Genomic DNA, 13,791 nt, shown 5'->3' with positions numbered 1-13,791 from the left:
CTACCCCGCGAGAGGCGTCTTGTTCTTCTGGCGGCACCACGTCTCCGTCAGCGCATGGCAGTTGGGGCACAGGTATCGCAGGTTCTTCCGCCGGTTGTCGCGCCAGTCCCCATTGACGTGGTCGATCTGCAGGGTGATCGGGTGTCCCAGCCATTCGCCGGTGCTGCCACACCGCGCGCACATGTACGGCATTCCGATCTCGGTCAGGGCACGGTGGAGCTGGGTTCTGTTGGTCCGCCCGGCGTGGTCCGGCAGGACGATCAGGACGCGGTGAGCGATGGGTGGGGGTGTGGGGCGCTCCGGTCGCCCCCAGGCCCGGCGCTTGAAGTGGCTGGTATCGAGGCTGAGGCGGGCTGCCGCGCGCCGAATGCGGCGGTGATTGGTGTCGTTGACCTCCATACCGAGGCCCCGCATCACATCGGCGTAGCTTGTGGAGCCCCGTACTAGGTCGCGGAGTACTTCCTCGGGGATCGGTAGGCGCTGGTGGGAGAAGTGCCCGGTGTCGATGTGCTGAGCGCGCAGCATGCGGCTCAGCGTCGCGCGGGAGCGGCTGTCGTCCGGCACTCCCAGTGCGCGTGCCACGCCGCGCATGCTGGTAGCCGCCGCGGCCGCTGTCCGGAGCTCCTCGGGGGTGAAGGGGAGGTCCAGTTCAGGGCGATCGATGCCGGGGAAGTGGCTGATGTCGATGCCTGCGGCGCTGATGCGGCGACGGATGTGGGAGAGCGTCCCGGTGGCTGGTGTGGCGCCCAGCTTCAGTGCTACTTCGCGCAGCGAGGACGACGAGGCGGCAGCTTCGGCAATGGCGGCGTCCGGGTACTTGCGCCATGGGCTGCGTTTGGCGAAGTGGCTCGTGTCGAGTCCGTGGCCGATCACCTTCTCCTGCAGCACACGCCGTTGCCCGCCGCTCGTCCCGAGACCGAGGCGCCGCATCAGGTCGGTCCAGTTGCGCGCCTCAGCGACGACCGACGTCAGCCGATCCCTGCTGTACGGGTCCGGCATCGTTCCCCTCCGCATCCGGCCGCGCGTTCGCAGCCTCGTACGGGCTAACGAACCGACAATCGGACCGTCACGTCCGGAATGCGGAACGGCCCGCCTCACTTTGTGTGGGGCGAGCCGTGAAAGGGGCGGGGAGGGTCAGAATCTCGGAGTCGGAGCCGCTGCTTCCACCATTTCCGCTGCCTCCTCCTTTGTTTCCACCGACGGCGGGGAGCCTGACAAAGGCTTCTGGGCCGTTTCCTTCATGCACGCCACCGCGATGATGCCGACCAGCGCCGCCGCCATCGAGTAGTACGCCGGGATCATGTCCGTCCCCGTGATGCTGATCAGGGAGGTGATGACCAGGGGAGCCGTGCCGCCGAAGAGGGACGCGGAGAGGTTGTAGCCGACCGACAGGGAGCCGTAGCGGACCGACGTGGGGAACAGGGCCGGGAGCGTTGCCGACATCGTGCCCAGGAGGCAGACCAGGGAGAGGCCCAGGAGCAGCATGCCGGCGGAGACCGCGATCAGGCTGCCCTGCTTGATCAGGAGGAACGCCGGGATCGAGATGACCAGGAAGCTGATCATGCCCGTCATCAGGAGCGGCTTGCGGCCGAAGTGGTCGGACAGTTTCCCCACCTGATTGATGATCAGCATCAGGATCACCATCGTGCCGATGAGGATCAGCAGGCCGTGCGAGTCGTCGTAGCCGAGCTCGTCCGAGAGGTACGTCGGCATGTACGAGAGGAGCATGTAGTCGGTGATGTTGTACGCGCCCACCAGGGCGATGCACAGGACCAGCATCGGCCAGTGCTCGCGGAAGATCTTGGCCAGGTCGCCCTTGGCCGTCGTCTCCACGGTGGACGCGCCCTCCGTCGCGGAGTGGAAGGTGGCGTCCTCCATCTTCTGGAACGCGGGCGTCTCGTCGAGCTTCAGCCGCAGGTAGAGGCCGACGAGGCCGAGCGGGCCCGCGACGAGGAAGGGGATGCGCCATCCCCACGACTCCATGGCGTCCGAGCCGAGCACGGTGTTGAGGGTGAGGACCAGGCCCGCCGCGCCGGTGTACCCGGCGAGGGTGCCGAGTTCGAGGAAGCTGCCGAAGTAGCCGCGGCGCTTGTCGGGGGCGTACTCGGCGATGAAGGTCGACGCGCCGCCGTACTCACCGCCCGTGGAGAAGCCCTGGACCAGGCGGAAGAAGATCAGCAGGACCGGCGCCCAGAAGCCGATGCTGGCGTAGGACGGGATCAGGCCGATGGCGAGGGTGCCGATGGCCATGAGGATCATGGTCAGGGCGAGGACCTTCTTGCGGCCGATCTTGTCGCCCATGGGGCCGAAGACCATGCCTCCGATGGGGCGCACCAGGAAGGACACCGCGAAGGTGGCGAACGAGGAGATCAGCTGGACCGTGTCGTTCCCGGAAGGGAAGAAGACGTGGCCGATGGTGACGGCGAGGTAGCTGTAGATGCCGAAGTCGAACCATTCCATGGCGTTGCCGAGCGAGGCGGCCTTGACCGCCCGCTTGACCGCCGCCTCGTCCGTGACCGTGATGTCCGTGCGGCGCAGCGGGGGATCCTTGCGCCGTTTGACGGCCCGGAAAAGCGTGCGGTGTCGCTTGATCGCGTCGGCGTCGGCCTCGGCTTCTTCGTGGGCCGCCATGAAATAGATCCTTCCGTTCTGCGAACAGTCCTCCAGGGATCACTTGCTCGAACATGGCCGACGCAAACGAAAGCCCCCTTGAAGGGGGCTTTCGTCACAGTCGTGGTGGCCGGGAGTCAGATGCCCAGGTCCTTGATGATCTTCGCTACGTGGCCCGTCGCCTTCACGTTGTAGAACGCGTGCTCGACCTTGCCCGCCTCGTCGACCACGATCGTGGAGCGGATGACACCGGTCACGGTCTTGCCGTACAGCTTCTTCTCGCCGAAGGCGCCGTACGCCTCCAGGGTCTCCTTGGACGGGTCGCCGACCAGGGTGACCTTGAGGTTCTCCTGCTCGCGGAACTTCGCGAGCTTCTCCGGCTTGTCGGGGGACACGCCGATGACGTCGTAGCCCGCGGTCGCGAGCACGTCGAGGTTGTCCGTGAAGTCGCAGGCCTGCTTGGTGCAGCCGGGGGTGAGGGCGGCCGGGTAGAAGTAGACGATGACCTTGCGGCCCTTGTGGGCGGCCAGGGAGACCTCGTTGCCGTCCGCGTCCGGCAGGGTGAAGGCCGGGGCCGTGTCGCCGGGGGTGAGTCGCTCGCTCATTCTCGGTCTCCTCGCACAGGATGCTCGTAAAACGTGTGGTGACGGAGTCGAGCGTAATAGGGGTGCCGTGGGGTGCGGTGCGCGTGGAGCTGACAGACTGTCGGCGACACGTACAGAAGGAACAGACAGCCGGATACGACCACGGAGGCAGCGCGGTGTCGGACACGTCGGACAGCAGGACCCCGGCGCAGATCGAGGCGGACATCAAGCGCCGCCGCGTGACGCTCGCCGAGACGCTCGACGAGATCGGGGTGCGGGTCCACCCGAAGACGATCGTGGGTGACGCGAAGGCCAAGGTCGTCGCCAGGGTGGACAACTCCCTCGGGCGGGCGTACGTCGGTGCGAACCGCGTGGTCTCCGATGTGCGGGGCCAGCTGGTGACCGAGGACGGTGCGCCGCGTCTGGAGCGCATCGTGCCGGTCGCGCTGGTGGTCGTGGGTCTGGTGGGGATGCTCGCGGTGAGCTCGCGGCGCCGCAAGGACTGACCCGGCATCGTCCGGACGGTCCTCCGGCAGGTAGGTTCGGGGCGTGAGCGCCAAAAGCCAGGGACACAGCCCCCACGACGACAAGCTGCCCATCCGGATGCTGCACGACCGCGTGCTCGTGCGGCAGGACACCGCCGAGGGCGAGCGCAAGTCGGGCGGCGGCATCCTGATCCCCGCGACCGCCGCCGTCGGCAGGCGTCTGGCCTGGGCGGAGGTGGTCGCCGTCGGGCAGAACGTGCGCGCGGTGGAGCCGGGCGACCGGGTCCTTTACGACCCGGAGGACCGGGCCGAGGTGGAGGTGCGGGGTGTGGCGTACGTGCTGATGCGCGAGCGCGATCTGCATGCCGTGGCCGCCGACCGGTTCGAGGGGTCTGAGGATTCGACGGGGCTCTACCTGTAGGCGCATGAGTGTCGGTAAGGGGCTGGTGACCATCGTCACCAGCCCCTTACTCGTGTCGTTTGCTACCTTTTAAGGACCCCGACGAGACGCGCCGTACCGGGTTTCCGCAAAGACGACGCACCCCCATTGAAGTGACGCGTTCTCGCGTCTCTACGTGTCGGAGGTGCCGTCGTGGCCTGGGTTCTGTTGATCGTCGCCGGTCTGCTCGAAGTGGGCTGGTCGATCGGGATGAAGTTCACCGAGGGGTTCACGCGGCTGTGGCCGAGCGTGTTCACCGGCCTCGGGATCGTCGCCAGCATGATGCTGCTCTCGCACGCCGCCAAGACGCTGCCCATCGGTACGGCGTACGGCGTGTGGGTCGGTATCGGTGCGGCCGGGGCGGCGGTGGTCGGGATGATGGTGCTCGGTGAGCCCGCCACCGCCGCCCGGATCTTCTTCGTCGTGCTGCTGCTGGTAGCCGTCGTGGGTCTGAAGGCGACTTCGGGGCACTAGTAGGACGCAGCTAGTAGGTCGACGCCAGTAGGCCGACGCTAGTAGGTCGGCACTAGTACGCCCCCGGCCACCCGGCGGTCTCCCCCTTCCGGCGGGCAGCCGCGCCTTCCGTCAGGCCGCCCATGGCCCCCGCGTCGTCGCCCGTTCCGCCGTCCGCGGTGGAGCCGTCGGTCTGGCCGCCCTGGGCGGTGCCCGGGTCGGTGGGAATGCCTCCGTCGGTCGCTCCGCCGTCGACGGTGGCACCGCCGTCCGTCTGGCCCTGCGTCTGCCCTTGGTCCTGCCCCTCGGTCTGGCCCTGGTCCTGGCCTTGCGTCTGGCCCTGGTCCTGGCCCTGGGTCTGGCCTTGGTCCTGCCCTTGGGTCTGGCCCTCGTCCTGGCCCTGCGTGTCGTCGTCGCCGCCCGTGGCCGCGCCGCCGGTGGCCGGGTCCTCCTCGACGTCCGAGGGGTCCGGGACCACCGGTACGTCGGCGCCCTCCTCCACTTGCAGGTCGAAGTCCTGGACGGGCTCGCCCTCCAGGGCCTCCCTGGTGAACTGCGCCCAGATCTGTGCCGGGTAGGCGCCGCCGTTGATGCGGGGCTGGCCGAGCGCCCCGTACAGCGGGGTGTGCGCGCCGGTGTCCGGGTTCTGGCCCATCACGGAGACCACGGTGGCGAGTTCGGGGGTGTAGCCCGCGAACCAGGCAGCCTTGTCCTCCTCGGCGGTGCCTGTCTTGCCCGCCGCGGGGCGGCCGGCGGCCTGGGCCGCCGTGCCGGTGCCGCCGTCGACGACGCTCTGCAGGATGGACGTGGTGGTGTCGGCGGCCTCGCGGCTGACGGCCTGCGCGGTCGTCTGCTCCGGCAGTTCGACCTCCTGGCCGTCCTTGGTGACCCGCTCGACCATCGTGTACGTGGGGTGCTTGCCGTGGTTGGCGAGCGTCGCGTACGCCTCCGTCATGTCCAGGACGGAGGCCGTGGACGGGCCGAGCGCGATGGAGGGGGACGCGGTCAGGTCGGGGGTGGACTCCGGGACGCCGAGGGCGACCGCCGTGTCCTTGACCTTGTCCGAGCCGACGTCGACGGCCATCTGCGCGTAGACCGAGTTGACGGACTTGTCGGTGGCGGTGCGGACGGTGATGTTGCCGTAGTCGACGTCGTCCTCGTTCTCGGGGGCGTACGTCCCGCCGTCCCAGCCCTGCACCGGGCGCTTGTTGGTGCCGTCGTAGATGGTGTTCGGGGTGATCGGGCGGCCGTCCTGGGTGACCGAGCCGTTCTCCACCGCCGAGGTGAAGACGAACGGCTTGAAGGTGGAGCCCACTTGGTAGTCGCGGCGTGTGGCGTTGTTGACGTACTGCTTCGTGTAGTCGATGCCGCCGTACATCGCGACGACCTTGCCGGTCTTCGGGTCGATCGAGGCGCCGCCCGCGCGGACGTTGCGGTCGACCTTGCGGGCGCCCTTGTCGACCTTGGACATCACCTGGTCGTCGACGGCCTTCTTGAAGGCGTCCTGGCGGCCCTTCTGGAGGGTGGTGGTGATGCGGTAACCGCCCTTGGCCAGGGTGTCCTCCTCGACGATGTCGTTGGACGTCAGATAGTCCTCGACGGCCTGCACGAGGTAGCCGCGCTGGCCGGAGAGGCCGGAGGCGCCCTTGGCCTCCTTCGGCGCGGGGAACTTGGTCTTCGCGCGGTCGGCGGCGCTGAGCCAGCCCTCCTTGACCATGCCGTCGAGGACGTAGTTCCAGCGGCCCACGGCGCGCTGCTTGTTCTCCGGGTGCGTCGCCACGTCGTACGCGTTGGGGGAGTTGAGGAGCGTCGCCAGATAGGCGCCCTGGGCGGTGTTCAGGTCCTTGACGTCCTTGCCGAAGTACGCCTGGGACGCGGCCTGCACGCCGTACGCGTTGCGCCCGAAGTAGCTGGTGTTCAGATACCCGGCGAGGATGTCGTCCTTGCTCACCTCGCGGTCCAGCTTGATGGAGATGAAGAACTCCTTGGCCTTGCGGGTGATCGTCTGTTCCTGGCCCAGGTAGTAGTTCTTCACGAACTGCTGGGTGATCGTCGAACCGGACTGCTTGCCCTTGCCGGTGACGGTGTTGTAGGCGGCGCGGATCATCGCCTTGGGGTCGACCGCGGACTCGCTGTAGAAGTCCCGGTCCTCGGCGGCGAGCGCGGCGTGCTGGACTTCCTTGGGGATCTGGCTCAGCGGGACGTTCTCGCGGTTGACCTCGCCGTCGCGGGCCAGTTGGCTGCCGTCGGCGTAGAGGTAGACGTTGCTCTGCGCGGTGGCGGACGCGTTGGCCGGGGGGATGTCGACGATCATGTAGCCCGCGGCGAAGCCGCCGACGCAGAGCAGGATCAGCAGGATGAAACCGCCGAGCACCATGCGCCAGGTGGGGAAGATGCGCCGCCAGCCCTTGCGCTTGGGGCGTTTCTTCTTGCCCTTCTCGCCTTCGGCGGCAGCTGCCGCCGTCCCGTCAGGGGTCTCATCGGGGGCCTCCGGGTCGTCCACGGGTTCGCGGGGCGCCCATCCCTCGGGTCCTTTTGCGCCCTGCTGCTGCGGCTCGTCGCTGCTCATGTCTCGTGGAACTCCCGGTTCGCGTCGTACGTCACGTACGCCTCGTACGACCCATTGCACACTGTCGCTTCATGCGTTCCCTGCCAGGCACGCGCCGTGCGCCGAAAATGCCTGGCACGAGCGATGACGACCGCACTAAGCTCCGTCCCTTTGGCCCGGACCGGGCAAGGTCGTCGTCAAGACTCTCTTAAAGGGGATGCGTGTGCGTACAGGACGGTTCCGCTTGTACGCGGCCGTCGCCCGAGCGGGCTTCCGGCGTTACGCCACGTATCGGATCGCCACCCTGGCGGGCGTGTTCACCAACACCGTCTTCGGGCTGATCCTGGCGTACACGTACATCGCGCTCTGGGACGAGAAGCCGGGGCTCGGCGGCTATGACCAGTCGCAGGCCCTGACGTTCGTATGGCTGGGGCAGGGGCTGCTCACGGTGATGTCGTTGATGGGCGGCGGTTTCGAGGGCGAGCTGATCGAGCGGATTCGCACCGGGGACATCGCGATCGACCTGTACCGGCCCGCCGACCTTCAGGCCTGGTGGCTGGCGACCGACGTGGGCCGGTCCCTGTTCCAGCTGCTCGGGCGCGGTGTGGCGCCGATGGCGGTCGGCTCCCTCGTCTTCGACCTGGCGCTGCCCACCGAGCCGCTGCGCTGGCTCGCCTTCCTGCTGGCCGTGTTCCTCGGCGTGGTGGTGAGCTTCGCGATCCGCTTCCTGGTGGCGCTCTGCGCGTTCTGGCTGATGGACGGCGCGGGCGTGACCCAGATCGCGATGCTCGCGGGCGTCTTCTTCTCGGGGATGCTGCTCCCGCTGAACGTCTTCCCCGGCGCGCTCGGCGAGTTCGCCCGCGCGCTGCCGTGGTCCGCGCTGCTCCAGGTGCCCGTCGACGTGTTCCTCGGCAAGCACACCGGCGTCGGCCTGCTCCAGACGTACGCCTTCCAGATCGGCTGGGCGGCGGCGCTCCTCACGGCCGGGCGGCTGCTTCAGGCGGTCGCCACGCGACGGGTGGTGGTCCAGGGTGGCTGATCTGGCACAGGCACGGGAGGGGCTGCGCGCCTACCGGCTGATCTCCGGCATGTGGATCCGCTCCCTGATGGCCTACCGCCTGTCCTTCGCGATGACGGCGCTCGGCAACCTGGCGGTGACCGCGTTCGACTTCGCGGCGATCCTGCTGATGTTCTCCCAGGTGGACCGGCTCGGCGGCTACTCGCTGCCCGAGATCGCCTTCCTGTACGGGGCGTCGGGCACCGCGTTCGGGCTCACCGACCTCGCCATGGGGTCCATGGACCGTCTTGGGAAGCGGGTGCGGGACGGCACGCTCGACACGCTCCTGGTGCGGCCTGTCCCGGTGATCGCGCAGGTCGCCGCCGACCGGTTCGGGCTGCACCGGATCGGGCGCGTGGTCCAGGGGGCGCTCGTCCTCACGTACGCGCTCGTCGTCCTCGACATCGACTGGACCCCGCTGAAGGTCCTGATGATCCCGCTGATGTTGCTCTGTGGAACGGGGATCTACGCGGCCGTTTGGGTGGCGGGCGCGGCCTTCCAGTTCCTGGCGCAGGACGCGGCCGAGGTGCAGAGTGCCTTCACCTACGGCGGCAATACGCTGCTCCAGTACCCGCCGACCGTCTTCACCAAGGACCTGGTGCGCGGCGTCACCTTCATCCTGCCGCTGGCCTTCGTGAACTGGATCCCCGCGCTGTACGTCCTCGGGCGGCCCTATCCGCTGGACCTGCCGGCGTGGGTGGCGTTCACGCCGCCGCTGGTGGCCGCCCTCCTTCTCGCGCTCGCGGGCCTCGCCTGGCGCACGGGCCTTCGTTCGTACCGCAGCACAGGGAGCTGAACTGCCGTGGAAACAGACCTCATTGAGCTGGACGGCGTCGAGAAGGTCTTCGACGTACGCAAGAAGAAAGGCTTCCTGCGGCGCGAGAAGCGCGAGGTGCGTGCCGTCGACGGCATCTCCTTCACCGTGCCGCGCGGCGAGATGGTCGGCTACATCGGCCCGAACGGCGCGGGCAAGTCCACGACGATCAAGATGCTGACGGGGATCCTCACGCCGAGCGGCGGGCGGCTGCGGGTCGCGGGTATCGACCCGTCCCGCGAGCGCACCCGTCTGGCCCGGCGCATCGGCGTGGTCTTCGGCCAGCGCACCACCCTGTGGTGGGACCTGCCGCTGATCGACTCGTACCGCCTGATGCACCGCATGTACCGGATCCCGGACGCCCGCTACAAGGAGAACCTCGACCGCTGCGTCGAACTCCTTGAGCTGGACGCCCTGTTGGACGTCCCCGTGCGCCAGCTCTCGCTCGGCCAGCGGATGCGCGGCGACATCGCGGCGGCGCTCCTGCACGATCCGGAGGTGCTGTACCTCGACGAGCCGACGATCGGCCTCGACGTGATCAGCAAGGCCAAGGTCCGTCAGTTCCTGCGGGACTTGAACGCGGAGGCGGGCACGACGGTCCTGCTCACCACCCATGACCTGACCGACATCGAGCAGCTCTGCAAGCGGGTGATGGTCATCGACCACGGCCGTCTGATGTACGACGGGGCCCTCGCCGGGCTGCACGAGGTGGGGGAGAGCGAGCGCACCCTGGTCGTCGACCTGGAGCGCGAACTGCCGCCCATCGAGGTGGAGTCGGCGCGGGTGGTGAAGGTGGAGGGCCCGCGGCAGTGGCTCGCGTTCCCCGCGGCGGAGTCCGCAGCTCCGCTTGTCGCCCTGGTCGCGGCCCGGTATCCGATGGTCGACCTCTCGGTCAGGGAACCCGACATCGAGGCCGTCATCGCCAAGATGTACGCGGAGAAGGCGACCTCGTAGGCTGCTTCGTATGACCGACGAGCAGCCTCATCTCCCGGACCTCCGGGCCGCCGACGCCGACCGCGAGCGCGTCGCCGAACGACTCCGTGAAGCCGTGGCCGAGGGCCGCCTGGACATGGAGGAGTTCGGGGAGCGCCTGGACGCGACGTACAAGGCGCGTACTTACGGCGAGCTCGAGCCGATCACGCGGGATCTGCCGGCGGCGGGCGCGAAGCTCTCCATGGTGAAGCCGAGCTCCGCGCGCGAGGGCGAGATCGACTGGTCGTCCCGCATGGGCGGCGAGGTTACCTCCACGGGCGGCTTCGCGTTCTGGAGCGGGTTCATGCGCAAGGGCGGCTGGACGGTGGGCTCGCGGTTCACCGCGTTCGCGATGTGGGGCGGCGGCGAGATCGACCTGCGCGAGGCGCGGTTCGCCGAGCGTGACGTCGAGATCCGCTGCTTCACGATCATGGGCGGCATTCAGGTCACCGTGCCGCCCGAGCTGAACGTCCAGGTCAAGGGCTTCGGGATCATGGGCGGCTTCGACGACAAGGCCACGGGCGAGGGTACGCCCGGCTCCCCGCGCGTGGTGGTCACGGGCTTCGCGCTGATGGGCGGGGTCGGCGTGGAGCGCAAGCTGCCGAGGGCGGAGCGCCTGCGGATCAAGGAGGAGCGCCGCCGCGAGAAGCTGGAGCGGCGCGAGGAGCGGCGGGCGGCGCAGCTGGAGCGGGGAGAGCGGGAGCGGGGAGAGCGAGGGGAGCGGCACCGGAAGCGGCACGGGGAGCTGCACCGCAGGTCCGACTCATCGCATCCGGCGCCGGGGGACTACGGCGCCGGAGGCGGCGAATAGCGGCGTACAGCGGCCGGGCCTAGAGCTCGGCGGCCGCGGAGCCCCGCAGGTGGGCCAGGTTGAACGTCTCCGCCATCTTCCGGTAGCCCGAGTCGCTCGGGTGCAGGTGGTCGCCGGAGTCGTACTGGGCGCGCAGCTTGCGGGGGTCGTAGGGGTCCCGCAGCGCACGGTCGAAGTCGACGAACTCGTCGAAGACCTTGCCGTCGCGGATCTGCTCGTTCACCGCCTGGCGCACGTTCTCCAGCTCGGGCTCGTACCCCCGGTGGCCGCCGAACGGCATCAGGGTCGCCCCGACGACCCGAAGACCGCGCGTGTGCGCCTGGCGCGTCAGCTCCCGCAGGCCCTCGACGATGCGGTCGGGGTTGTTCTGGTGCGGGTTGCGCAGGATGTCGTTGACACCGAGTGCGACGACGACGGCCTTGACGCCCGTCCGGTCGAGGACGTCACGGTCGAAGCGCGTGAGGCCGCTCGGGTTGTCCGCGGGGGTGCCGTTGCCGTCCGAGAGGATGCGGTTGCCGCTGATCCCCTCGTTCACGACGCCGTAGCGCGGGCCGCCCGACTCCTCGCGGAGGCGGTCGGAGAGGGTGTCGGTCCAGCGGGCGTTGGCTCCCATGGTGGAGGAGATGCCGTCGGTGAGCGAGTCACCGAAGACGACGACGGTGCCGTCCGACTCGTTGGACAGGACGTCCACGGCCGAGAGGTAGCGCCAGGAGGTGCTCTGCTGGGTGTACGCGGCGCCGTTCGGGTCCTCCGTACGGTCGCCCTCGGCGACGTAGCTGACCTGGCGTGCGTGCGGGTGGAAGGTGACCGGGCCCGAAGGGGTCGGCGAGAACGTCGTGACCAGGAGGTCGCCGTCGTGCGGCACGCGCAGCCGGACCGCGTCGCTCATCACCTGCTGGCCCGCGGGGATCACCACGGACGTGTTGCCGTTGAAGTTCAGGCGGCGCAGGGTGCCGGGTGCGGCGGCCGGGTTGTTCGCCCCCACGGCGACCGCGATGGAGGCGTGGGTGATGCTCAGCGGCTGCTGTCCGTACAGGTTCGACAGGGTGATGCGGGTGCTGTCGCCGCCGACGCTGGTGTGCACGACATTGCGGATGGAGCGGCCCGCGAAGCCGTTGCGGTGCGTGTTTGGTTCGGCGGCCGCGGGGGATGCGGCCCAGGAGCCGACCCACGTTCCGGCGGAGGCGGGAGCCGCGGAGTTGCGCGGGCTGCGGGGCCCCGCGCTGATGGTGTCCTGAGATCCGTCGTCGGTGGATACACCGAGGTATATGGCGGCGGAAATCACCACTATTACCGCGAGGACCGCGGCAAGCAGGGCATAACCGTGACGCTTGGTCATGCGGGCTGTGTCTCCTCGAGCAGGGGGAGCCTGATCGAGGCTCCGATGTGATCACCCCATGATGCGTCATGGGCCGTGAGGCGGCCGACACTGCCCCCCTCCGACCATTCAGACGCCGGGAACTTGTGGTCCGTTCCAGGAGTCGGTCAGGAAGGGACGCAGAGAGACGGGGACAATACGCATGAGGACGCCACGAACCACGCGAACGGGTCAGGTGGAGTGAGTGGAGCGCACGAATCGATCAATGCCGGAGAGCGCGGAGGGCGCGGCTGAAGCGGACTCTGCCGGGCAGCATGCCCGTGAGGTCCCTCCTTCAAGCGGCGCCCCTTCCGGCACGGGTGGCTTGGGCGGCGGCTTCACGTACAGCCCCGCCGACGAGGAGAAGCGGCGCGGCGTCCGCCGGATGAAGATCACCGCGACGGGCCTCCTCGTCTTCGTCGCGCTCGTCTACGTACTGGCGAAATGGGCGCAGAACTCGGGCGCCGGCGCCTGGGCGGGCTATGTCGCGGCGGCGGCCGAGGCCGGCATGGTCGGCGCGCTCGCCGACTGGTTCGCGGTGACGGCACTCTTCCGCCATCCCCTGGGCCTGCCCATCCCGCACACGGCGATCATCCCGAACAAGAAGGACCAACTGGGCGCCTCCCTCGGTGACTTCGTGGGCGAGAACTTCCTCTCCTCCGATGTCGTACGAGGCCGGCTGCGCGCGGTGGGCATCGGCAGCCGCCTCGGCACCTGGCTGGCGGACCCCGAACACGCCGACCGGGTGACGGCCGAGCTGGCCACGGCGCTGCGCGGCGCCCTGACGGTCCTGCGCGACTCGGACGTCCAGGCGGTCGTCGGCGAGGCCATCACACGCCGAGCCGACGCCCAGGAGATCGCGCCGGGCATCGGGAAGATGCTGGAGAAGGTCGTCGCGGACGGCGGCCACAAGCGGGTCGTCGACCTGGTCTGCGTCCGCGCCCACGACTGGCTGGTCGAGCACGACGAGTCGGTCATGGACGCGGTGCAGGGCGGCGCCCCCGGCTGGACCCCGCGGTTCGTCGACAAGAAGGTCGGCGAGCGCGTCTACAAGGAACTGCTTCGCTTCCTCGCCGAGATGCGGGACATGCCCCAGCACCCCGCCCGCGGCGCCGTCGACCGCTTCCTCGCCGACTTCGCCGCCGACCTCCAGTCCGACTCCGACACCCGCGAGCGCGTGGAGCGCCTCAAGCGTGAGGTGCTCGGCCGCGGCGAGGTGCAGGACCTGATCGCCTCCGCCTGGTCGGCGGTGCGCCAGATGATCGTGGCCGCCGCCGAGGACGAGCGCAGCGAGCTGCGCCTGAGGGTGCGGGCCTCGCTGCTCTCGCTCGGCGCGCGGATGGCGACCGACGCACGGCTCCAGCAGAAGGTGGACGGCTGGGTCGAAGGCGCCGCGGTGTACGTGGTGACGACGTACCGCGACGAGATCACCTCCCTCATCACCGACACGGTCGCGGGCTGGGACGCCGAGCACACGTCGAAGAAGATCGAGGCCCACATCGGCCGCGACCTCCAGTTCATCCGGATCAACGGCACGGTGGTGGGGGCGTTGGCGGGGCTTGCGATCTATACGGTGTCGCATGCGCTGGGCGGGTGATCCGCCGGCGGCGCATGCGCTGGGCGGGTGATCCGCCGGCGGCCGTCGAGTGCGGGGCGTGACC

The 13,791-nt window shown here is 69.1% G+C and carries 13 protein-coding genes and 1 riboswitch; of the genes, 8 read left to right on the top strand and 5 right to left on the bottom strand.

What is annotated here, in order from left to right; translation table 11 throughout:
* The 3 genes from E5671_RS19575 to bcp form a co-directional block, all read right to left on the bottom strand.
* A complete protein-coding gene (locus E5671_RS19575) occupies window positions 1-999 on the bottom strand; it encodes an HNH endonuclease signature motif containing protein (RefSeq protein ID WP_160505260.1) in 999 nt (332 codons plus the stop codon).
* A gap of 135 nt (window positions 1,000-1,134) precedes the next feature.
* Window positions 1,135-2,631 carry a glycine betaine/L-proline transporter ProP gene (proP, locus tag E5671_RS19570; RefSeq protein WP_160505259.1) on the bottom strand — a complete coding sequence of 499 codons (1,497 nt, stop codon included), beginning with the start codon at window positions 2,629-2,631 and terminating at the stop codon, window positions 1,135-1,137.
* Between the two features lie 116 nt (window positions 2,632-2,747).
* Window positions 2,748-3,215 carry a thioredoxin-dependent thiol peroxidase gene (gene bcp / locus E5671_RS19565; RefSeq protein ID WP_160505258.1) on the bottom strand — a complete coding sequence of 156 codons (468 nt, stop codon included), beginning with the start codon at window positions 3,213-3,215 and terminating at the stop codon, window positions 2,748-2,750.
* A gap of 155 nt (window positions 3,216-3,370) precedes the next feature.
* Between bcp and E5671_RS19560 the strand changes: the two genes are divergently transcribed.
* The 3 genes from E5671_RS19560 to E5671_RS19550 all read left to right on the top strand — a co-directional run bounded on the left by E5671_RS19560 (window position 3,371) and on the right by E5671_RS19550 (window position 4,592).
* On the top strand, window positions 3,371-3,700 hold the full coding sequence (locus E5671_RS19560; protein WP_160505257.1) for a DUF3618 domain-containing protein: 330 nt from the start codon (window positions 3,371-3,373) through the stop codon (window positions 3,698-3,700).
* A 43-nt stretch (window positions 3,701-3,743) separates the two neighbouring features.
* The gene (locus tag E5671_RS19555) at window positions 3,744-4,100 is read left to right on the top strand and encodes a co-chaperone GroES (protein ID WP_160505256.1); all 357 of its coding nucleotides are present in this window, start codon (window positions 3,744-3,746) and stop codon (window positions 4,098-4,100) included.
* A gap of 60 nt (window positions 4,101-4,160) precedes the next feature.
* Window positions 4,161-4,222, top strand: a riboswitch (guanidine-III (ykkC-III) riboswitch).
* Window positions 4,223-4,271: 49 nt separating this feature from the next.
* Window positions 4,272-4,592 (top strand): DMT family transporter, encoded by a 321-nt coding sequence (locus E5671_RS19550; protein WP_160505255.1) that lies wholly within the window; start codon window positions 4,272-4,274, stop codon window positions 4,590-4,592.
* Between the two features lie 52 nt (window positions 4,593-4,644).
* Here E5671_RS19550 and E5671_RS19545 read toward each other — a convergent pair whose 3' ends face one another.
* Window positions 4,645-7,140: a transglycosylase domain-containing protein gene (locus tag E5671_RS19545; RefSeq protein WP_160505254.1), complete on the bottom strand. Its 2,496-nt coding sequence runs from the start codon at window positions 7,138-7,140 to the stop codon at window positions 4,645-4,647.
* A 196-nt stretch (window positions 7,141-7,336) separates the two neighbouring features.
* Between E5671_RS19545 and E5671_RS19540 the strand changes: the two genes are divergently transcribed.
* From E5671_RS19540 to E5671_RS19525, 4 genes are read left to right on the top strand one after another with little or no spacing between them, the layout of a single operon-like run.
* On the top strand, window positions 7,337-8,158 hold the full coding sequence (locus E5671_RS19540; RefSeq protein ID WP_160505253.1) for an ABC transporter permease: 822 nt from the start codon (window positions 7,337-7,339) through the stop codon (window positions 8,156-8,158).
* Between the two features lie 49 nt (window positions 8,159-8,207).
* Complete coding sequence (locus E5671_RS19535; protein ID WP_160510288.1) at window positions 8,208-8,972, top strand: ABC transporter permease; 765 nt, start codon at window positions 8,208-8,210, stop codon at window positions 8,970-8,972.
* Window positions 8,973-8,978: 6 nt separating this feature from the next.
* A complete protein-coding gene (locus E5671_RS19530; RefSeq protein ID WP_160505252.1) occupies window positions 8,979-9,944 on the top strand; it encodes an ATP-binding cassette domain-containing protein in 966 nt (321 codons plus the stop codon).
* A gap of 10 nt (window positions 9,945-9,954) precedes the next feature.
* Window positions 9,955-10,773, top strand: coding sequence for a DUF1707 SHOCT-like domain-containing protein (locus E5671_RS19525; protein ID WP_160505251.1), 819 nt, complete (start codon window positions 9,955-9,957; stop codon window positions 10,771-10,773).
* Window positions 10,774-10,792: 19 nt separating this feature from the next.
* Here E5671_RS19525 and E5671_RS19520 read toward each other — a convergent pair whose 3' ends face one another.
* Window positions 10,793-12,112: an SGNH/GDSL hydrolase family protein gene (locus tag E5671_RS19520; RefSeq protein WP_160505250.1), complete on the bottom strand. Its 1,320-nt coding sequence runs from the start codon at window positions 12,110-12,112 to the stop codon at window positions 10,793-10,795.
* Window positions 12,113-12,356: 244 nt separating this feature from the next.
* Between E5671_RS19520 and E5671_RS19515 the strand changes: the two genes are divergently transcribed.
* Window positions 12,357-13,727: a DUF445 domain-containing protein gene (locus E5671_RS19515; RefSeq protein WP_160505249.1), complete on the top strand. Its 1,371-nt coding sequence runs from the start codon at window positions 12,357-12,359 to the stop codon at window positions 13,725-13,727.
* The last annotated feature ends 64 nt before the right edge of the window (window positions 13,728-13,791 follow it).

Source organism: Streptomyces sp. BA2, from assembly GCF_009769735.1.
Lineage (GTDB): Bacteria > Actinomycetota > Actinomycetes > Streptomycetales > Streptomycetaceae > Streptomyces.
Note: the sequence above shows the minus strand (reverse complement) of the source record. Positions and strands in the feature narration are given on the sequence as shown.

Coding starts and splice junctions, on each gene's coding strand:
- E5671_RS19575 (WP_160505260.1), bottom strand. CDS start 999: ATGCCGGACCCGTACAGCAGGGATCGGCTGACGTCGGTCGTCGCTGAG.
- E5671_RS19515 (WP_160505249.1), top strand. CDS start 12,357: ATGCCGGAGAGCGCGGAGGGCGCGGCTGAAGCGGACTCTGCCGGGCAG.
- E5671_RS19545 (WP_160505254.1), bottom strand. CDS start 7,140: ATGAGCAGCGACGAGCCGCAGCAGCAGGGCGCAAAAGGACCCGAGGGA.
- proP (WP_160505259.1), bottom strand. CDS start 2,631: ATGGCGGCCCACGAAGAAGCCGAGGCCGACGCCGACGCGATCAAGCGA.
- E5671_RS19540 (WP_160505253.1), top strand. CDS start 7,337: ATGCGTGTGCGTACAGGACGGTTCCGCTTGTACGCGGCCGTCGCCCGA.
- E5671_RS19525 (WP_160505251.1), top strand. CDS start 9,955: ATGACCGACGAGCAGCCTCATCTCCCGGACCTCCGGGCCGCCGACGCC.
- bcp (WP_160505258.1), bottom strand. CDS start 3,215: ATGAGCGAGCGACTCACCCCCGGCGACACGGCCCCGGCCTTCACCCTG.
- E5671_RS19520 (WP_160505250.1), bottom strand. CDS start 12,112: ATGACCAAGCGTCACGGTTATGCCCTGCTTGCCGCGGTCCTCGCGGTA.
- E5671_RS19535 (WP_160510288.1), top strand. CDS start 8,208: ATGTGGATCCGCTCCCTGATGGCCTACCGCCTGTCCTTCGCGATGACG.